The sequence below is a fragment of the Paenibacillus arenosi genome (assembly GCF_014841135.1).
Classification (GTDB): Bacteria; Bacillota; Bacilli; order Paenibacillales; family Paenibacillaceae; genus Paenibacillus_B; species Paenibacillus_B arenosi.
The window spans coordinates 183,835-202,975 of record NZ_JACYTN010000002.1; the positions used below are offsets into that span (position 1 = coordinate 183,835).

Sequence of the window (19,141 nt, forward strand, 5' to 3'; positions counted from 1 at the left end):
GATTAAGGTAACATTGATGAGCCCATCAAATATTTATCTACCTCTCGCGCAGCTTCACGTCCTTCATTAATTGCCCATACGACTAGGCTTTGTCCACGACGCATATCACCAGCAGTAAATACTTTGTCTACATTTGTTTTGTAAACGCCATATTTTGCTTTTACATTCGACCAACGATCCGTCTCTATACTTAATTGCTCGGGAATTGTCTGCTCTGCTCCATCGAAACCGATAGCGATCAATACAAGATCCGCCTTGAATTGGCGTTCCGTCCCCGGAATTGGTTGATAAATTTTACGTCCTGTCTCGTCAACAATACGTTCAATTTGAACCGTTTCAAGCGCATTGACACGACCATTTTCATCACCGATAAACTTGGTTGTCATAATCGAGAATTCACGTGGATCACGTCCGTAAAGAGCCTTTGCCTCTTCTTGTGCATAATCAAGCGTATACACGTTCGGGAATTGTGGCCAAGGATTATTCACTTCATCGCGCTCTAGCGGAGCCTTGGCATGTGTACCAAACTGTGTAACACTTGCACAACCGTGGCGGAGTGCAGTCGCTACACAGTCCGTACCCGTATCGCCACCACCGATTACGACTACATGCTTATCTTTGGCATTAATGTATTGACCGTCTTCTAAATTGCTGTCCAAGAAGCTCTTGATCGTTGTGTTCAGGTAATCCATTGCATAATGGATCCCTACTAGTTCACTGCCTTCGATCTTGAACTGACGCGGTCTTGTAGCTCCACCGCAAAGTACAACAGCATCATAATCTTTCACAAGTTGTTCAGATGAAATATCTTTACCGATTTCGGTATTTGTAATAAACTGCACACCTTCAGCAGCCAACAAGTCAACTCGACGCTGAACAACACCTTTACTTAGCTTCATCGTTGGAATACCATAAGTGAGCAATCCACCGATCCGATCAGCACGCTCATATACCGTTGCGAGATGACCCGCTTTGTTCAACTGTGCCGCAGCTGCTAGACCAGCAGGTCCAGAACCAACAACAGCTACCTTTTTGCCTGTACGCTTCTCTGGCGGTTGTGGAGTAACCCAGCCTTCGCTAAAGCCTTTATCGATAATCGCTTGCTCGATCGTCTTAATCGTAACTGGCTTGCCAATCAATCCTACGGTGCACGAACCCTCGCATGGTGCTGGACATACACTCCCTGTAAATTCAGGAAAGTTATTTGTCTTATGCAAGCGATCCAATGCCTCTCTCCATAGTCCACGGTAAATTAAATTGTTCCATTCAGGAATCAAATTGTTGACCGGGCAGCCTGAAGTTCCGCCTGTAAGCTCGATTCCAGTATGGCAATAAGGTGTTCCGCAATCCATACAACGAGACCCCTGTGTACGGAGCTCCTCTTCAGACATATGCTTATGGAATTCTTCCCAGTCTTTAATTCTCTCTAGTGGATCACGATCAGCAGGAATCTGTCGTGTGTACTCCATAAATCCTGTAGGTGTTGACATGCTAGTTCCTCCATCCGTTCGTCTGCGTATCTATTTATTGAAATTTTATACATCAATATAATACGTAATCCCTAACACAAGCAAGAAGGAAATACATTGTCCGACAAATAATTATGTAAAGTTTAGCGTAAATAAACAGAAAACCATATAGAGAAAATATCGTTTAGTTTGCACTGCTTTACACTAATAAAGGGGCATATAAAATAAGCCCCTACTATTTGTTACGCTCGTATACGGTGAAACGATGAGGAACTGGATTTTTCTCGTCCATTGCTCCTTCTGTTTCCTCAACAAGCACCCACTCGGACTGATCATAGTCAGGGAAATAATCTGTACCTTCAAATTCTGCATCAATGAAGGTAATTAATAATCGATCCGCATGCGGCATAAAGAGGTGGTAGATCTCTGCACCGCCCATGATCATGATTTCTTCTTTCTCTGCAAGTTCCAGCACCATTCCGAGATCGGTAATGGTTTCAACACCTTCAGCCATCCATTGTGGATTGCGTGTTAATACAAGATTACGCCGCTTTGGAAGCGGACGCCCTATAGAATCATAGGTTTTTCGCCCCATGACAACCGTTTTTCCACTCGTTACACGACGAAAATACTGCATATCATTCGGCAAGTGCCACGGCAACGCATTATTCCGACCAATTAATTGATTACGATCCATAGCCCAGATCATATGAATACTCATTCCGGCGTAGTCCCCCCTACTACTAGAAATTCATCACAAGTATTAAATTGCAACTGGAGCTTTAATACCAGGATGATATTCATACCCTTCGAATTCAAAATCCTCATAGCAGTAGTCAAAGATGGATTCAGGTTTGCGCTTAATCACTAACTTTGGCAATGCAAGCGGTTCTCGAGATAATTGGGTGTGTACTTGCTCCATATGATTCGAATAAATATGCACATCTCCGCCAGACCAAACAAACTCTCCCACTTCCAAGTCGCACTGCTGTGCAATCATATGCGTTAACAAAGAATAGCACGCAATATTAAATGGAAGTCCCAAAAACGTATCTACAGAGCGCATATTTAGCATGCAGCTGAGCCTTCCATCTGCTACATAGAACTGAAATGCGTAATGGCACGGAGGAAGTTTCATATTATCTACCTCACCTACATTCCAAGCAGAGACAAGTAGACGACGAGAATCTGGATTCGTCTTAATTTGTTCGATCACATTTGTAATCTGATCGATAACGCGTCCGTCTGCCGCTTCCCACTTACGCCATTGAGAACCGTATACAGGTCCAAGATCTCCGTTCTCATCAGCCCATTCGTTCCAAATTCGAACCCCATTCTCTTGCAAATACTTAATGTTCGTATCACCACTAAGAAACCAAAGCAGCTCATGAATGATGGATTTTAAATGAAGTCGTTTCGTTGTTACAAGTGGAAAACCTGCTTGTAGGTCAAAACGAAGTTGACGCCCAAATACGGATACCGTACCTGTACCTGTACGATCTTCCTTCCTAACACCGTTGTCTAATACTTCTTGTAGTAGGTCTAAATAATTTCTCATGCTGATAAATTCCTCCGTTCTTTCCCTAACTATCTTAACAGTGTACCATTGCAATGAAAAAAAATCATCATTGACAAGGCTTTCATTTCAATACGAAAATTTTCTCAATGCTAATAAAGATTCCTATCATCAATCTGTTTTATTCATTGGTTCCTAAGCCAGAAAGCAAACCCCTACTCGTACTAATTCAATATCGCTAGCACAAAAAAAGTCCCTGTCGTCGAATAGACAACAGGGAAAAAATAAACCATATAGAACCGTAACAAATAAAACAGAATTAATAAGAGAATAAAGTTACCTTAGCTATGGATCGGATGACCCAATACAACCTCAGCAGCTTCCATTACGATTTCACCCAATGTTGGATGAGCGTGAACAGTCAATGCCAAGTCTTCCAATGTAGCTGCCATTTCAACAGCCAAGCCCAATTCTGCGATCAAGTTAGATGCTTCAGGACCCACGATTTGGGAACCTAGAACGATACCTGTCTCAGCATCAGCAACGATTTTCACGAAGCCATCAACGCTTCCGCCAAGGGACAACGCACGACCGTTAGCTGCATATGGGAACTTACCGGATTTAACGTTCAAGCCTTTACCTTTTGCTTCGGATTCGGACAAGCCTACGCTTGCGCACTCTGGATCCGTGAAGCAAACAGCTGGCATAGCTTTGTAATCAACAACGCTAGGCATACCTGCGATTGCTTCAGCAGCCACTTTACCTTCGTAAGAAGCTTTGTGTGCCAATGCAAGACCAGGAACGATATCGCCGATAGCGAAGATGTGTGGAATGCTAGTACGACCTTGGTGGTCAACTTCAATAATTCCACGATCTGTCATTTTAACATTGATCATATCAAGACCAAGCTCACCGTCAGTGTTTGGACGACGACCAACTGTAACTAGCAAGTACTCTGCAGTTACTTCTTTCGTCTCTCCGCCAACATTGAACTTAACAGTAACATCTTTATCTGTTTGCGTAGCACCTTCAGCTTGCGCACCAGCAAAGATCTCAACGCCTGTTTTCTTCATGTTTTTGGACACGATTGTAGTCATGTCTTTGTCAAATCCAGGAAGAACCATGTCAGCGCCTTCGATGATTGTTACTTTTGTACCGAACTTGGAGTACATTTGGCCAAGCTCTGCACCGATGTATCCGCCACCGATAACGATCATGCTCTTAGGAATTTCAGGCAATTCCAACGCTTCTGTGGAAGACAAGATGCGTCCACCGAACGGGAATGCTTTCAATTCAATTGGGCGAGAACCTGTAGCGATGATACAGTTCTTGAACATGTAACGAGGTGCTTCTTGATCATTGAAAACACGTGCTTCGTTTTCGTTGATGAACATTGCTTCACCTTTGAATACTTGCACTTTGTTCTTTTTAAGAAGCGCACCAACGCCACCTGTAAGTTTTTTAACTACGCCGCCTTTGAATTGTTGAACTTTGGAGAAGTCAACTTTGACGTTCTCCGCTGTAATACCAATTTCAGAAGCGTGTTGTGTTACTTCGTACTGATGAGCTGCGCTAATAAGAGCCTTGGAAGGAATACAACCACGGTTCAAGCACACGCCGCCAAGCTCAGACTTGTCGACGATCAATACGCTTTGTCCTAGTTGAGCAGCACGAATTGCTGCTACGTATCCACCAGGACCTGCCCCGATTACTAGTGTATCAATGTTTAAAGACGCGTCTCCTACTACCATTGCTTATACCTCCATGACCAGCAGTTCTGGGTTAGCCAACAACTGCTTGATATAGTTCATAAAGTTTTGAGCTGTAGCGCCATCGATTAGACGGTGGTCGAAGCTCAAGGACAATGCCATAACAGGTGCTGCAACAATCTCGCCGTTCTTCACAACTGGCTTCTCAGAAATACGTCCTGTACCCAAGATCGCAACTTCAGGGAAGTTGATGATCGGAGTGAAGAACATACCACCTGCGGAACCGATGTTTGTGATTGTAATTGTAGAACCTCTCAACTCGTTAGGAGCAAGCTTGCCGTCACGACCGCGTGCTGCCAAGTCACGGATATCATCAGAAATCATCCAGATGCTACGACGATCTGCGTCCTTAATAACAGGAACGATCAAGCCGTTGTCTGTATCTGCTGCGATACCGATGTTGTAGTACTTTTTGTACACGATTTCTTGTGCTTCTTCGTCGATCATTGCGTTCATAACAGGGAACTGACGTACCGCTGCTACCAATGCTTTCACGATGAATGGCAAGTAAGTAACTTTCTTGCCTTTTTGCTCCATAACCGGCTTCAAGCGGTTGCGGAATGCAACAAGTTCTGTAACGTCAACTTCGTCCATAATTGTAACGTGTGGAGCCGTGTAAGCAGATTTAACCATAGCGTTGGAAATCGCTTTACGGATACCTTTGAACGGAGTGCGCTCTTCTTCTTGTAAGCGATCAGCTGCTGGTGCCGCTGCTTTGTCAGCTTTCGCTGCTGGAGCTGCAGTCGTTTCAGCTGCTTCTACCTTAGGAGCTGCTGCTGGAGCGCCACCTTTGGAGAATGCTTCTACGTCTTCACGAGTGATCTTGCCGTTATTACCTGTTCCAGGAACGTCAGCAATGTTAATGCCAAGCTCACGAGCGAACTTACGAACGCTAGGAGTTGCCAATACTTCACGGTTAGGAGCTGCAGGTGCTGGAGCCGCTGCTGCTTCTGCTTTAGGAGCTTCAGCTGCTGCTGGAGCCGGAGCTTCTTCCTTCGCTTCTTCTGCTGGAGCAGCTTGCTCAGGAACGTCGCCTTCCGCATCGATAATAGCTACAACTTCACCCATGTGCATTACTTGGCCGTCTTTTGCAAGAACTTCAAGTACAGTTCCGTTCACAGGACAAGGAACTTCTACGATTGCCTTGTCATTTTGTACTTCCATGATAATGTCATCATCAGTTACTTTGTCGCCTGGCTTGATAAGCATTTTGATAATTTCGCCTTCATGTAGTCCTTCACCAAGCTCTGGGAAACGATATTCAAACTTTGCCACAGGTAGGTACCTCCTTCACTTCTATAACGGTTCTATCTATATTAGAAATTCAATACTTTGTTAACTGCAGTTACGATACGTGCAGGAGATGGCAACCATTGATCTTCGATTTGAGCAAATGGGTAAACCGTATCTGGACCTGCAACGCGAAGTACTGGTGCTTCAAGGTGAAGAATTGCTTTCTCGTTGATTTGAGCAATAACTTCTGCCGCAACACCGGATGTTTTTTGAGCTTCTTGAACAACGATCGCACGGTTTGTCTTCTTAACAGACTCAACGATTGTATCGATATCAAGCGGCAACAACGTACGAAGGTCGATAACCTCAGCTTGTACGCCTTCTTTTTCAAGCTCAGCAGCAGCTTTCATAGCTGTGTGAACCATAAGTCCGTAAGCCAAGATTGTTACATCTTTACCTTCGCGAACTACTTTGGCTTTACCGATCTCAACTGTGTACTCACCTTCAGGTACTTCGTCACGGAATGCATGGTACAAGTTCAAATGCTCCATGAAGAATACAGGATCGTTTTCACGGATTGCAGAGATTAGCAAACCTTTTGCATCGTACGGGTTGGAAGGTACGATAACTTTGATACCTGGAGATTGAATAAGCAAACCTTCCAAGGAATCCGTGTGAAGCTCAGCCGCTTTAACGCCACCACCGAAAGGTGTACGGAATACGATTGGCGAGTTGTAACGTCCACCGGAACGGTAACGCATACGAGCTGCTTGAACAACCATTTGGTCAAGTGCTTCATAGATGAAACCTACGAATTGAATCTCAGCTACTGGACGGAAACCAGTTACACCAAGACCTACTGCCATACCACCGATTGCAGACTCTGCAAGCGGCGTATCGAATACGCGCTCTTCACCAAATTCTTTTTGCAATCCTTCTGTCGCACGGAAAACGCCACCAACATGACCTACGTCTTCACCGAAAACAAGGACGTTAGGATCTCGTTTCAACTCGACGCGCATTGCGTCGCGAATCGCTTCTTTCATATTCATTTGTGCCATTGATTCGTATCCTCCTTACATCGTCGCAAAGTAATCTTTGCCTGTCCGCTCATCGAATTATTTCGAACTTCATCTATATAAATGAAATCTTATTGGAAGTCTGCTTTTTGCTCTTCAAGGTGGTGTGGCGTTACTTCGAACATTGTGTCGATTAGGCCAACAACAGTCATTTTCTCTGTTTGCTCTGCACGCTTGATTTCTTCGTTTACTTTCGCTTTTGCTTCTTCTTTTACGCGAGCTGTATCTTCTTCAGTCCAAAGACCTTTGCTCTCAAGGAATTTACCAAAGCGAACGAGAGGATCTTTAACAGACCATTCAGCTTCTTCATCTTTAGTACGGTATTTAGAAGTGTCATCCGCCATGGAATGTGGACGGTAACGGTATGTCAACGCCTCGATCAAAGTTGCACCTTCACCGTTGCGACCACGCTCAGCAGCCATTTGAACTGCTTTAATAACAGCCAATACGTCCATACCATCGATTTGCATACCGTGAATACCAGCTGCAACTGCTTTGTGAGCAATAGACTTAGCTGCTGTTTGCTTCGAGAATGGCGTCGTGATTGCATAACCGTTGTTTTGTACAAAGAAAATAACAGGTAGGTTGTATGCACCTGCGAAGTTCAAGCCTTCGTAGAAGTCACCCTCGGAGGAACCGCCATCACCTGTGTAAGTAATTGCAACATTTTGTTGCTTTCTAAGTTTGAAGCCTTTAGCGATACCCATTGCATGCAAAATTTGTGCACCAATGATGATCTGTGGCATCAATACGTTAACACCCTCTGGAATTTGTCCACCATGTTGGTGACCACGAGAGTACAAGAATGCTTGGTATAGTGGCAAGCCGTGCCATACGATCTGTGGCATATCACGGTATGCAGGTACTACGAAGTCTTCTTTGTTAAGTGGGTATACACTACCTACCATGGAAGCTTCTTGACCAGATACTGGTGCGTAGAAACCAAGACGACCTTGACGACCAAGGTTGATTGCACGATCATCCCATGCGCGTGTAAATACCATACGGTACATAATTTCTTTCAATTGATCATCGCTCAATTCCGGCATCATGTCCGGGTTGACGATTTCGCCTTCTGGTGACAAGACAGATAGTGTTTGTACATCTTCCGTCTGAACTTCAAATGGGAACTTGCTCATCATTTTCACCTCAATAAAAGTTTGAAGATTTTGTTTCTCTGTTATAGAATTATTATACACCTGTTCTACTCAATTGGTCAAAAGAAATAGCGGAAAAAGTGAATATTTTGTTCTCTTGTAGCTATAACAGTTTCTTTTAACTACTATAACAGGATAAAACAAATCAGTCTAGTTCCAGTGATATTTAGCACATACATTTTGATATGTATTGTGTTCAACTTCTAGATCCATTACGCTCTATACTTTCAAGATTAATGAATGTGGACAGTTGATTCGTTCTTAGTGTTAACCAATTTCGATAAAATTTTGCATAGGTGGTGTTGCGAATGTCAGATTCCGCATACTTCAAACGTACAATTGTTAAGCATGATGTTTCTTCATCTATATTGCCTACAGGAACTCGCTCGCTGCGAGTCTATTTACCTCCAGGTTTCAACGAGATTCTCAGCTACCCTGTCGTTTACTGCCAAGATGGCGAGGACTTCTTCAACTTTGGTCGCATCGCTACAATCGCTAACAAACTGATACTTGATGGCGAAATTGAGCCTATTATCATTGCAGGCGTTGATGTCGACAAAAAAGTCCGCACCGAAGAGTATTCACCAGATGGAACATTGTTTGAAACGTATACAAGATCATTTGTGGAAGAAGTCGTTCCTTTTGTAGAAGCAACTTACCCTGTACGTACCGATTGGAATGACATCGTTTTAGCAGGAGACTCATTAGGCGGTACAGTGTCCTTGCACCTTGCTCTTAAGCAGCCTGAAAAGTTCAAGCAAGTCATCTCCTTATCGGGAGCATTCTACTCTGCATCCTATCAGATTCTAGCCGCTCAACCTGATTTCAGTTGGCTTCGTATCTTTATGATTGTTGGGTTGCAAGAGACTGCGTATGAAACAGACCGTGGTGTATTTGATTTCTTGCAAATTAACCGCGACGCCAATCAGCTACTTTCCGAGCGCGGAGCTCATGTTCATTATGAAGAGCATGACGGGCAGCATCTATGGGGCTTCTGGCAAAAACATATCCCAGATGCTCTTAAATATTATTTTGAAGTCTAAATTTTACTAGCAGCATGGTTGAAGGACTGACTGATTCCTGTAGTTGCTCGTTTGTGAATAACGATTTTAGCTATTAGCTACGACATAAAGAAAGAAGTGACATGCAGCGTGCATGTCACTTCTTTCTTCTGTTTACTTCTCTAGAAGTTTCTTAACTTCAGCAGGAAGTTAACAGGGCTATCGTATTTCTATCTATTTTACATCTATTACAAGGAATGCTCTACGCGAATTCGCTGAAGCAATCGCTCACAACCCGCTTCCACTAAACGATAGACTTCCTCAAAGTTACCCGTATAATATGGGTCAGGAACATCCGCAATTTGCTCCTCAGGTAGCAGCGTCATAAATGTAAACACATGCCCTGTAGCTGTCGATGACCCTTCCCAAGCAATTACATTCCGCTCATTACTTGTATCCATACAAACGATATACGTAAACTGCTTAAAATCTGCAGCTGCGATTTGTCGAGCTTGTTGACCTTGATAAGAAATGTTTCGCTTATCCAGTAACTGACGAGTACCTTCATGCGGTTGATGACCAATATGCCAGTCACCAGTACCAGCACTATCAATGGATATTACGCTAGATAACCCTAACTCCGTTACTTTTTGCCGCATAACCGCTTCCGCCATTGGCGAACGACAAATATTACCCAAACATACAAACAACACAGATACCATAATCCTATTTCCTCCTTCTCTTGCTACCATTGTAGCCGCATCATTTCTGCTTTTCAACATTTGTCAACTTTGCAGCTAGTAACTTGGTCATAATATAATTATCCTATATACTAGATATAGAAAATACATACCTGTACCGAATATTAGAGGATTGATGAAGGAGAAAAGAAAATGTCACAACAGAAGCAGCAGCTTTCTCATATATATAATGAAACAACACAAAAGCTGCACGCTGTAATCGTCGCTGGCGGTGAACAGCCAGCATGGATCGTAAATGAACTCCAATCAGCAGATATCATTATAGGGGCTGATCGTGGTGCATTATTTCTCGTAAAGCATGGCATTAAACCTACCCTTTCGCTAGGCGATTTCGATTCCGTTGATGAGCAAGAAGAACAGTTTATTGCTGAAAACAGTGAACGAATGGTTGGCTTTGACGAAGTAGACAAAGATTATACCGATACTGAGCTGGCCTTGCATTATGCAATTGAATATGGAGCAACTTCGATTACTATGTACGGCACGACAGGAACACGACTAGATCATACTCTTGCTGGCATTCATCTCCTCCGGCAAACCTATGAAGCAGGCATACCTATGAAAATTGTCGATGAGCACAATTCTATCCAACTTACCGGAGATTATTTAAAAATTGACAAAGACAGATATACGTATATGTCACTGATTCCACTAAGTATGGATGTTACTGGTATCTATTTAGATGGTTTTGTTTATCCTCTTTCAGATGCAACCCTGACAATTGGACAGTCATTAGGTGTAAGCAATCGTTGGAAGGAAGAGCATGGCACCATAAAGATCAATAGCGGACTGGTCCTCGTCATTTGTAGTCGAGATTAATACACTTTCCCTAGTCATCAAAAAGCTCTTTGCCACGGATGACCACAGCAAAGAGCTTAACTAGGATTGGATGAACCTCATTTGAAGATACTATTTATTTAGTTATACAACAAATAGAAGTACATCTTTCTTACTTTATACGTATAACAATTATATTTTCATTTTCCCTGCATTTTTTTGTTCTGATATTTCAATCAATTCACTAACCGTAACGAACTGGTATCCTTCATTTAATAGAATAGGAAAAAGACGTTTGACAGCCTCAACGGTTTGCTCTCTTTCCCCGCCTCCATCATGAAGCAAGACAATAGAACCGTTCTTCATATTTTCTAACACTCTATCAAAGATAGCATCCGCTCCAGGATATTCCCAATCTCTTACATACATATCTCGTGACCAAAGTGCTAATCGATAGCCCATTTCTTCAACACGCTCTAATGTTTCCATACGAAACACACCGTAAGGAGCTCTAAACAGTTGACTCCGCGTCTTTGCGTGAGTAATGATGGCTTCCTCTGTAGTTATTATTTCTTTATCGACCTCATCATTAGTTATTGTAGATAAATTTGGATGGAAATAGGTATGATTACCAATCTCATGGCCTTCTTCCACAATACGCCTTGTAATGTCGGGAAATTCATCTACAAATTCTCCAACTACAAAAAAGGTTGCTTTTGCGTCATATTGCTTAAATAAGTCTAGTAGTAAGGGGGTATATTCTGTAGGACCATCATCAAATGTGAAACAAACGTATAATTCACTCTCATCAGGTAGCCTGACATCTCTTATAATCCGATGATCAAGATTGTCTACTAATTCAGGATTTTCACAAAATTCTCGAAAGTCAACAATATCAGCTGCCATATACAATCACCTTCTCATGTAGAATTGGAATTACCCATGTTATATTAAGGAGAAATTGAACGTATTTCACATATGATAAATTAAAAGATGTTGGACTTTTTGACGTGCACAAATAGTTTCGAGTGTTACTGTGTTATAAACTTTTCTAAGCAGTAGACGTTCAATTAAAGAGGCTAGTATGTTACATGGAGTAAATTTCTGGTATGTGCCTATATTATCACATTTGAGGTTAAAGAGTCTCATTTTATTTACTATATTGAGTAGTATTTAGGCAATTTTTATAATACCTATACCCATATGCTAATGCTAATGTTATTACCACTTATTTTCCCCTTGCAATGTGTGATTACAAGAATACAGAAGAAGAGGTAATGAAATTAAAAAAGAGACTGATAAAAAAGCTCCTACGTCTTGTAGGAGCTAGAGAACAAAGTATATAAAATGATATCGTTATGTTATTTGTACATTGACTTATTCAATTTTGAACCAAGGAGCTAATTGTTTGTATATCTGAATCGCCCCTTGCTCAGCACCTAGCTCACTAGATGCTATCGCAGAGATTACTGCCACACCATCCGCTCCTGCTTTAACGACCGGAGTAACACGCTCAGCATGTATCCCCCCGATAGCAACAATGGGAACTTTGACACCAGCTCTACGCATATCCATAATTAATGACGGACCAATAACAGGATGAGAATCCTGCTTTGTCTGGGTAAAGAATATCGGTCCCACTCCAATATAGTCTGCCCCTTCATACTCTGCATCGAGAGCCTCTTCCACGTTATGGGTGGATTGACCAATAATCGTCCCAGCAGGAAGAAGTTTGCGCGCCTTCGTTAATGACATATCCTCTTGCCCTAGATGAACGCCATCTGCCCCCAACTGTGCAGCCAGCTGTACATCATCGTTTACAATAAACAATACGTCATGTTGACGGCATAAATCTCTGAGTCGCGTACCGAGTTCCATTCGTTCATTTTCATTAAGACTTGTTTCACCAACCTTCTCTCTCCATTGAAAAGAGGTAATACCGCCTTTAATTGCACTCAGCAAAGTCTCTTCAATGCCTTGAGGACAATTTACGGAACCTGCAACAAACATAAACATCAATTTTTTATGTAATGACACAACGAATCTTCCCCTCTATCAAGCATACGCGTAGCCCAATGATTAACTGGGCCATGTCCATTTCCAACAGCAATCGGATATTTGATCGCCATATGAATATACTGCTTTGCTTTTATGACCGAGTCAAGCACAGAATATCCCTTTGCCAAGTAAGCCGTTATCGCTGAAGATAACGTACACCCTGTCCCATGGGTTCTCATCGTATGATGTCGCGGCCCTTCAATCCACCAGCCTTCAGCACCGTCATAAAGCAAATCAGCAGAACAATCCTTATCTGGTCCATGTCCACCTTTTACAAGCACATTTCGTGCTCCTAGATCATGCAATCGCTTAGCTGCTTCCAATTGGTTATTACGGCTATGAATGACTATCGACGCTAGCGCAGCCGCCTCAGGGATATTAGGTGTTATAACGGTAGCAATCGGCAGCAAATGTGTTCGCAGCTGTTCAACCGCATTTTCTTCTAGGAGGACCGTCCCGCCTTTAGCAATCATAACAGGGTCAACGACAATATTAGGCCAATGAAAATTTGCCAAACGTTCAGATACAAGGTGTATGGTTCCGCCATCTGCAAGCATCCCTGTCTTTACCGCATCTGGACGAACATCTTGTTCAAGTGCGTCAAATTGAGCTGCAATATGTGCAGCAGGAATACGGTGAACATCATGTACACCAAGCGTATTTTGAGCCGTAAGTGCTGTTATTACACTCATACCATAGACTCCACACTCTTGAAATGTTTTAATATCAGCTTGGATACCCGCTCCACCACTGCTATCTGATCCTGCAATAGTTGCGGCGCGAGCCGGCACCCTTAATGACTCAGCAGTTGAATGGACACTTGCAGACTCTAAAGAGGATCCCTCTTCCCTTTCCCATGGTATTTTATCAGAACTTTCCAATGCTGAGAAATAGGCTTCACCGCTCAGTGTATAGATTTGAATAGGCTGCTCAGCCCTCATGTCGGCATGCCTTCTAGTGGGCTGCTAGCTGAAGCATAGCGCTTCATGGGAATACGACCCGCTTCATACCCTAGTCTCCCAGCCTCTACCGCCCACTTCATAGCTTCGGCCATCTTGATTGGATCTTTTGCTCCTGATACGGCTGTATTTAACAATACCGCATCCGCGCCAAGCTCCATTGCCTTAGCAGCATCGCTCGGCGTTCCGATGCCGGCATCCACAATTACAGGCACCGTTGCTTGCTCAATAATGAAAGTAAGATGATGTGGATTCAACAATCCGAGTCCTGTTCCAATCGGAGATGCGCCAGGCATTACGGCATGCACGCCAAGTTCTTGTAATCTTCTGGCTAATATAACATCATCGGATATATAAGGCAGCACGATAAACCCTTCGTCCAATAAAATCTCACAAGCACGATACGTTTCTAATGGATCAGGAAGAAGTGTTTTAGCATCACCGATGACTTCTACTTTAATCATATCGCACAGTTCAGACGCTTTTGCTAAACGAGCAATACGTACAGCTTCTTCCGCTGTAGACGCACCGGCTGTATTCGGTAAAAGTGTATACTTATTCAAATCTAAACTTTCTAAAAAGTTTGGTTGGTTCGGCTCAAATACATTCATTCTTCTTATAGCAAACGTTAGTATTTCCGTCTTAGACACTTCCACAGCCTTACGCTGGATATCAAAGTCAGGAAACTTCCCTGTTCCTAACAGTAATCTCGATTCAAATGCATGTGGTCCGATACGTAAAGGTGATCTCATTATTTTTATCCCCCTCCAACAAAATGTACAATTTCGATCCGATCCCCATCTGACAATAGCGTTGTTTCATATGCTTGTTTGGCAATGATATTTCCATTAAGCTCAACAATTACGATTCGCTGTTCCATTTGCAAATGACACAGCAACTGATAGATATGATTTTGTTCTTCAGAGAAATCAATTGAGTCTCCGTTTATAATCAGTTTCATATTCACCAACCTCTCTAATCGCTGCACACTATTACCCGATTATCTATGTCAGCTATGATTTCAATGAACAACCTGCGGCATAGGCGTATGGCGTAGTGGATCAAAGGCACTCATCCAAGTCCAGGGCATATTCCCCGTTTGAATCCAAGAAGCGACACCAATTCCTGTAGCTGCACTTAACAATATACCGTTGCGATAATGCCCTGCCGCCAACCACAATCCTTTAATGTGGGAAACCAGCCCGATATAGGGAAGTCCATCCGAAGTGGCTGGCCTAAGCCCCGCCCATGCAGTGACAAGCTCTGCTTCATGCAAGCTCGGAACGTACGATATCGCATTTTGAATCAAATTCGTAATTGACCCTGCGCTTACTTTTCGATCATAGCGATATGGATGAGAAGTGGCGCCTATGTATACATGTCCTCCACTCTTCGGAACGATATACGTTCCATTACCATACAAGATCGAATCAAATGCAGTGTCCATGCGTACAACGGCCAATTCCCCTTTAACAGGATAAAAATGAGTGCGAACATCTGTCTGATCATTAAAGCTGTTACTATCTACTCCAGCACATACAACTACATGCTCTGCAGTCCATGTCCCCTCAGTTGTTTGGACACCTCGAATAGCACTATTTTCATATATAATTTTATTTACTTCCTGGTATTCTTTAAACTGAACGTCTCTTTTTCGCGCCGCTACTATTAATGCTTCCATCAGCTTCACTGGCGAAACATGACCTTCCTGAGGTACTTCATATACACCATATATAGTAGGATTAATATATGGATACATTTCTGCTCCAGCAAGTAGATTTCGCCAACTTATATGTCCGCCAGTTTCCACCTCTTTTGCAGCATTTTGAAGTTCTGCACCAACTAAAGTCTGTTCCTGCTGCGAATGCACAGGAATGAGTAAGCCCTTCCGCCTAAACTCCAAGTCCACTTCACTATCCAGCCATAATTGTTCTGCCCATCCAGAAAAAAGATCAAGGCTCGTATAAGCAAAATGAGCAAGATCTTTATTGTCAAATCGCTCAGCTGTTGGTGCTAGCATACCAGCAGCAGCTCTTGATGTACCATGACTCAACTCGCCTCGCTCCAATACGGTTACCCGCATCCCAAGCTTTGCGCACTCATAAGCTACAGCGCACCCGATAACACTTCCGCCAATCACCAATACATCAGAATGTCTTGAATGGTTCATGTCTCCCCATCCCTTCCATGCTTTTCCCTTAATTATCTGCATTCATGAACATCACTTTGCATGCACACTGCTGAGCAATGCTTCCCGAAAGATACGAGCAGCTACTCCAGGTGACTCTGCGTTCCAAATGCCAGACATTACAGCAACTCCTGATCCACCTGCCGCAACAACGTCCACAATATTCTCTGGTTTAATTCCACCTATCGCAATAATAGGTACATCCACTACTTCTCGGCATGCCTGCAAACCAGCCAATCCACGTTCCGGAATCCCAGGCTTACTTGACGTATCAAACACATGACCAAACAATAAATAATCAGCACCATCTTGTTTCGCAAGCGCAGCCTCAGCTTCGTTATGTACAGATACTCCTACCGTTAATTGTGGATATATACGTCTAACCATTTTGCAAGGTAAAGAATGATAGGCGAGTTGCACCCCTTTCGCTTGAACGGCTGCTGCAACATCACATCTGTCATTAATGATCCACTTCTGAGTAGGTATTCCGTAGTTCTTACAGCTTTCAACTACCTCCCACAGCCTTTTCGCTGGCCATTCTTTCTGTCGGAGATGTATAAAATCTGCATAGTCTGCTATCTCAATAGCAATACGTATGACCTCATCTACCTTTTGCATCGGTGGAGAAATTACATGTAGCCAAGGTACAATCATCATTCGTTATGCCTCCTCAAACAACAATTGCTTCTCTTTTTGTAAAAAGAATTGGAGGAAGTGGTGATGGAACGATAAGTAAAAAAGGACCACTCTTATAGAAAGAGTGGTCCTTGGTCTGAGCAATCCGATAGCTACAACGTAATAAATACACGCAATAGGCACATATCTATGTCAACCACCGACGATAACGTATCTAGTTACAACGCATATCGTGCAGCTCATCATAAAGGCATACTTACATTATGTACGCTTAGATCAACATATTGTAGAACTATTCTACAATACTGGGCGCTAATCTAAGGATACACAAGCCTTTAAAATAGACATGTCGGTTTTATCATTCCAATCCACACTTCCCTACGCTGGTATAATCCAGATCAGGTCGTTAAGAGTCCGAAGCCTATGCTTCATCTCAGCCGATAACCGGCCCCCCTAGTGTTGGATAGTTCTGGTATGTTTTGCTTCGTAAGTGTAACATGAATACGATGTTTTGGAAAGAGAGGAATCCCAATAATGGGGACACACTTAGAAATGCTAATAAATGATTCACATTTACGTCGTCTCCCCATCAATAACATCTCTTTACATAATACCCTTTACTCACAGCTTCTCGCTCGCTCGCAAAGGTTTCGACATAGGAGGAGGGTGCACAACGTTCTGGATAAGCGACCTTTACATTATTTTCAATCGAAGCAAACCATGTTTCACGCTGCAAAATTCGTGAACCTCCCAGCGCATAGTGATTGTACGTAAATGCACCAACCTGCATCCCCTGTATGAACGACATGATACTTATATCGTTAATCGTATTATTCCACTGTTCGGTTGGTATCATCGGCATCGTAAAGAGGTACGATACCCCATTGCGTCGTGCCCACTCATTATGGTGATTGATATAGTATGCAAGTTTGTGTTGAATCGTTTGAATAATTGTCATTCGCCGCACTCCATCAAATCGCACTTCATCTTGAAGTAGCGAAAGGCTTGATTGATGCTTCAATTCATGCTGATAACCACTTATCCATGTACGTGTTGATGAATCATACACGGTTACATAATCATCTAATGTGAAAGTGTACACGTTACCTTGTTCATCAACATAAGAATATGGCTGCACTGGCTCCCAGACATGACCAATTCTCTCGTCCCCCTGTACGGTTGCATAGCGATCATTTACATAAAAGTATGCACCATCATAACCAATGATTGTGATTGCAGGAATATAAAAAAATAAAGCTTGTTGAGCTACTACATCGTCTTCAATATCCAAATTAACATAAATAGAATGAAGTAAAGTAGTTACCGCCTGCTGTTTATTCAGAATTAGCTGTTTGTTCGATTCATATGAATCATCCGTTGCTTTCCAAGCAGCCGTCTCTTTTAATATTTGAGACGCATCATCTACTGCATTGTTCATCCAACGATTATACTGCTCTTCTACAAATAGCTTATAGCGGTATTCGTTAACTTGCTGTCGATGCGACCAACTAAACGGAAGTATGATGCAGACAAAAAAGATGGCCCATTTAATGAGTCTCATTCCGCACCATTCCTCCTATTGGTATACTAAAAGCAACTGCCGGATCTGCATCAAACGTAAGCCAACGTGTTAATCTACTTGAACGAGTCTCATCGAGCCTGTGCAGTGTAACTTGAAAGTAATCCCCTGCTTTTAAGCGGTATAAGCGAGAAGAGTCCGATAATCCCACAGATGTGTTAGGGAAGAGTTTATTCATCATGCCTTTATGATGGACCAATTGATAATGCATCATAAATTCATTTTGAAAAGAGTTATGCTGTACTGGGTCAGTATATGTAGGAACATAATGTTTCTCGTAATGCTCCATTTCAATGTCATAAACGTAACCCGTCCGATGAAGATCCTCCATTAACGATTTCCACATTTGAGGAGTAATTACACCTTTATCACGAACAGCGTCGACATAAGCAGTGGCAACCTTCATTGCAACTAACTCACTCAGCTCATCATGACGTTGAAAAGTATCTCGTAATGGAAAAATAAACAATAGCAACATGACTAACATTAGAGCAAGCCAGACACGCATGGCATCTACCATACACTCACCTCTTATCTGTATTGAATTCGAAGCAAGCGACCAGATGCATCACGGTTATGCTTAGGCACATACATACGATGAACACTTATTAAATGAACTGGCATATCCTCCAGATCCATATTTGGGTGAAATGAATAACCATCCACTTCAATGACTACGTTGGAATCTTTCAGTTGTGTCAACATCGAAACGATATCAGCTCCTTTAGTGCTTAGTGGAGCAGTGATTTCTAGCGTCTCCTGAACCGTGCGGTCCTGTCTTCCTGAATCTAATAGCAATGCGTTCAACAATTTACTAGAGTGCTGATAGTAGTTGACGGCCATACTTAAAGCGCCTACAAATATGAGGATAGCGCAGGAAAAGGCGATAAGTTCTCGAACATTTTCGTTCATAGTGCACAATCAACTCCTGCGCATTTTTATACATCCATACACCCTTT

General features: G+C 42.7%; 20 protein-coding genes and 1 riboswitch. Of the genes, 2 read left to right on the plus strand and 18 right to left on the minus strand.

What is annotated here, in order from left to right; all coding sequences use genetic code 11:
• Positions 1-2: 2 nt before the first annotated feature.
• From IFO66_RS03905 to pdhA, 7 genes are all read right to left on the minus strand, one after another.
• Positions 3-1,490, minus strand: a complete 1,488-nt coding sequence (locus tag IFO66_RS03905) for a glutamate synthase subunit beta (protein WP_192023882.1) — start codon at positions 1,488-1,490, stop codon at positions 3-5.
• Between the two features lie 214 nt (positions 1,491-1,704).
• Positions 1,705-2,190: a dihydrofolate reductase gene (locus tag IFO66_RS03910; protein ID WP_192023883.1), complete on the minus strand. Its 486-nt coding sequence runs from the start codon at positions 2,188-2,190 to the stop codon at positions 1,705-1,707.
• A 42-nt stretch (positions 2,191-2,232) separates the two neighbouring features.
• Entirely contained in the window at positions 2,233-3,027 is a 795-nt protein-coding gene (thyA, locus tag IFO66_RS03915) for a thymidylate synthase (RefSeq protein WP_192023884.1), read from the minus strand.
• A gap of 299 nt (positions 3,028-3,326) precedes the next feature.
• Complete coding sequence (gene lpdA / locus IFO66_RS03920) at positions 3,327-4,736, minus strand: dihydrolipoyl dehydrogenase (protein ID WP_192023885.1); 1,410 nt, start codon at positions 4,734-4,736, stop codon at positions 3,327-3,329.
• A 3-nt stretch (positions 4,737-4,739) separates the two neighbouring features.
• Entirely contained in the window at positions 4,740-6,029 is a 1,290-nt protein-coding gene (locus tag IFO66_RS03925; RefSeq protein WP_192023886.1) for a 2-oxo acid dehydrogenase subunit E2, read from the minus strand.
• A gap of 41 nt (positions 6,030-6,070) precedes the next feature.
• Entirely contained in the window at positions 6,071-7,048 is a 978-nt protein-coding gene (locus tag IFO66_RS03930; protein WP_028593676.1) for an alpha-ketoacid dehydrogenase subunit beta, read from the minus strand.
• Positions 7,049-7,137: 89 nt separating this feature from the next.
• Complete coding sequence (gene pdhA / locus IFO66_RS03935; RefSeq protein WP_028593675.1) at positions 7,138-8,205, minus strand: pyruvate dehydrogenase (acetyl-transferring) E1 component subunit alpha; 1,068 nt, start codon at positions 8,203-8,205, stop codon at positions 7,138-7,140.
• A 326-nt stretch (positions 8,206-8,531) separates the two neighbouring features.
• Between pdhA and IFO66_RS03940 the strand changes: the two genes are divergently transcribed.
• Positions 8,532-9,266, plus strand: coding sequence for an alpha/beta hydrolase (locus tag IFO66_RS03940; RefSeq protein WP_192023887.1), 735 nt, complete (start codon positions 8,532-8,534; stop codon positions 9,264-9,266).
• Positions 9,267-9,472: 206 nt separating this feature from the next.
• Here the strand turns inward: IFO66_RS03940 and IFO66_RS03945 are convergent, their stop codons facing one another.
• Positions 9,473-9,946 carry a low molecular weight protein-tyrosine-phosphatase gene (locus IFO66_RS03945; protein WP_192023888.1) on the minus strand — a complete coding sequence of 158 codons (474 nt, stop codon included), beginning with the start codon at positions 9,944-9,946 and terminating at the stop codon, positions 9,473-9,475.
• A 171-nt stretch (positions 9,947-10,117) separates the two neighbouring features.
• On the opposite strand from IFO66_RS03945, the gene IFO66_RS03950 reads away from it, so the two are divergent.
• Positions 10,118-10,804, plus strand: a complete 687-nt coding sequence (locus IFO66_RS03950) for a thiamine diphosphokinase (RefSeq protein WP_192023889.1) — start codon at positions 10,118-10,120, stop codon at positions 10,802-10,804.
• Positions 10,805-10,954: 150 nt separating this feature from the next.
• On the opposite strand, the gene IFO66_RS03955 is transcribed toward IFO66_RS03950, so the two are convergent.
• From IFO66_RS03955 to IFO66_RS04000, 10 genes are all read right to left on the minus strand, one after another.
• The gene (locus IFO66_RS03955) at positions 10,955-11,668 is read right to left on the minus strand and encodes a polysaccharide deacetylase family protein (RefSeq protein WP_192023890.1); all 714 of its coding nucleotides are present in this window, start codon (positions 11,666-11,668) and stop codon (positions 10,955-10,957) included.
• Positions 11,669-12,139: 471 nt separating this feature from the next.
• Positions 12,140-12,799, minus strand: a complete 660-nt coding sequence (gene thiE, locus IFO66_RS03960) for a thiamine phosphate synthase (protein ID WP_337912565.1) — start codon at positions 12,797-12,799, stop codon at positions 12,140-12,142.
• Positions 12,778-13,611, minus strand: a complete 834-nt coding sequence (gene thiD / locus IFO66_RS03965; RefSeq protein ID WP_192024256.1) for a bifunctional hydroxymethylpyrimidine kinase/phosphomethylpyrimidine kinase — start codon at positions 13,609-13,611, stop codon at positions 12,778-12,780. Before thiD ends, thiE begins: the two co-directional genes overlap by 22 nt.
• A gap of 146 nt (positions 13,612-13,757) precedes the next feature.
• Positions 13,758-14,531, minus strand: a complete 774-nt coding sequence (locus tag IFO66_RS03970) for a thiazole synthase (protein ID WP_192023891.1) — start codon at positions 14,529-14,531, stop codon at positions 13,758-13,760.
• Positions 14,532-14,536: 5 nt separating this feature from the next.
• Positions 14,537-14,740 (minus strand): sulfur carrier protein ThiS, encoded by a 204-nt coding sequence (gene thiS, locus IFO66_RS03975; protein ID WP_192023892.1) that lies wholly within the window; start codon positions 14,738-14,740, stop codon positions 14,537-14,539.
• Positions 14,741-14,800: 60 nt separating this feature from the next.
• Complete coding sequence (thiO, locus tag IFO66_RS03980) at positions 14,801-15,949, minus strand: glycine oxidase ThiO (RefSeq protein ID WP_192023893.1); 1,149 nt, start codon at positions 15,947-15,949, stop codon at positions 14,801-14,803.
• 51 nt (positions 15,950-16,000) lie between these two features.
• Complete coding sequence (locus IFO66_RS03985) at positions 16,001-16,624, minus strand: thiamine phosphate synthase (protein WP_192023894.1); 624 nt, start codon at positions 16,622-16,624, stop codon at positions 16,001-16,003.
• 337 nt (positions 16,625-16,961) lie between these two features.
• A riboswitch (TPP riboswitch) is annotated at positions 16,962-17,068 on the minus strand.
• Positions 17,069-17,192: 124 nt separating this feature from the next.
• The gene (locus tag IFO66_RS03990) at positions 17,193-18,164 is read right to left on the minus strand and encodes a hypothetical protein (protein WP_192023895.1); all 972 of its coding nucleotides are present in this window, start codon (positions 18,162-18,164) and stop codon (positions 17,193-17,195) included.
• Positions 18,151-18,702 carry a hypothetical protein gene (locus tag IFO66_RS03995; RefSeq protein ID WP_192023896.1) on the minus strand — a complete coding sequence of 184 codons (552 nt, stop codon included), beginning with the start codon at positions 18,700-18,702 and terminating at the stop codon, positions 18,151-18,153. The genes IFO66_RS03990 and IFO66_RS03995 overlap by 14 nt, the downstream gene beginning before the upstream one ends.
• Before the next feature lie 11 nt (positions 18,703-18,713).
• On the minus strand, positions 18,714-19,094 hold the full coding sequence (locus IFO66_RS04000; RefSeq protein WP_192023897.1) for a hypothetical protein: 381 nt from the start codon (positions 19,092-19,094) through the stop codon (positions 18,714-18,716).
• Positions 19,095-19,141: the final 47 nt, after the last annotated feature.

Excerpts from the sequence above, each read along its gene's own strand:
- IFO66_RS03905 (WP_192023882.1), bottom strand. The coding sequence starts at position 1,490 with ATGTCAACACCTACAGGATTTATGGAGTACACACGACAGATTCCTGCT.
- IFO66_RS03910 (WP_192023883.1), bottom strand. The coding sequence starts at position 2,190 with ATGAGTATTCATATGATCTGGGCTATGGATCGTAATCAATTAATTGGT.
- thyA (WP_192023884.1), bottom strand. The coding sequence starts at position 3,027 with ATGAGAAATTATTTAGACCTACTACAAGAAGTATTAGACAACGGTGTT.
- lpdA (WP_192023885.1), bottom strand. The coding sequence starts at position 4,736 with ATGGTAGTAGGAGACGCGTCTTTAAACATTGATACACTAGTAATCGGG.
- IFO66_RS03930 (WP_028593676.1), bottom strand. The coding sequence starts at position 7,048 with ATGGCACAAATGAATATGAAAGAAGCGATTCGCGACGCAATGCGCGTC.
- pdhA (WP_028593675.1), bottom strand. The coding sequence starts at position 8,205 with ATGAGCAAGTTCCCATTTGAAGTTCAGACGGAAGATGTACAAACACTA.
- IFO66_RS03940 (WP_192023887.1), top strand. The coding sequence starts at position 8,532 with ATGTCAGATTCCGCATACTTCAAACGTACAATTGTTAAGCATGATGTT.
- IFO66_RS03945 (WP_192023888.1), bottom strand. The coding sequence starts at position 9,946 with ATGGTATCTGTGTTGTTTGTATGTTTGGGTAATATTTGTCGTTCGCCA.
- IFO66_RS03950 (WP_192023889.1), top strand. The coding sequence starts at position 10,118 with ATGTCACAACAGAAGCAGCAGCTTTCTCATATATATAATGAAACAACA.
- IFO66_RS03955 (WP_192023890.1), bottom strand. The coding sequence starts at position 11,668 with ATGGCAGCTGATATTGTTGACTTTCGAGAATTTTGTGAAAATCCTGAA.
- IFO66_RS03970 (WP_192023891.1), bottom strand. The coding sequence starts at position 14,531 with ATGAGATCACCTTTACGTATCGGACCACATGCATTTGAATCGAGATTA.
- thiS (WP_192023892.1), bottom strand. The coding sequence starts at position 14,740 with ATGAAACTGATTATAAACGGAGACTCAATTGATTTCTCTGAAGAACAA.
- thiO (WP_192023893.1), bottom strand. The coding sequence starts at position 15,949 with ATGAACCATTCAAGACATTCTGATGTATTGGTGATTGGCGGAAGTGTT.
- IFO66_RS03985 (WP_192023894.1), bottom strand. The coding sequence starts at position 16,624 with ATGATGATTGTACCTTGGCTACATGTAATTTCTCCACCGATGCAAAAG.
- IFO66_RS03990 (WP_192023895.1), bottom strand. The coding sequence starts at position 18,164 with ATGAGACTCATTAAATGGGCCATCTTTTTTGTCTGCATCATACTTCCG.
- IFO66_RS03995 (WP_192023896.1), bottom strand. The coding sequence starts at position 18,702 with ATGGTAGATGCCATGCGTGTCTGGCTTGCTCTAATGTTAGTCATGTTG.
- IFO66_RS04000 (WP_192023897.1), bottom strand. The coding sequence starts at position 19,094 with ATGAACGAAAATGTTCGAGAACTTATCGCCTTTTCCTGCGCTATCCTC.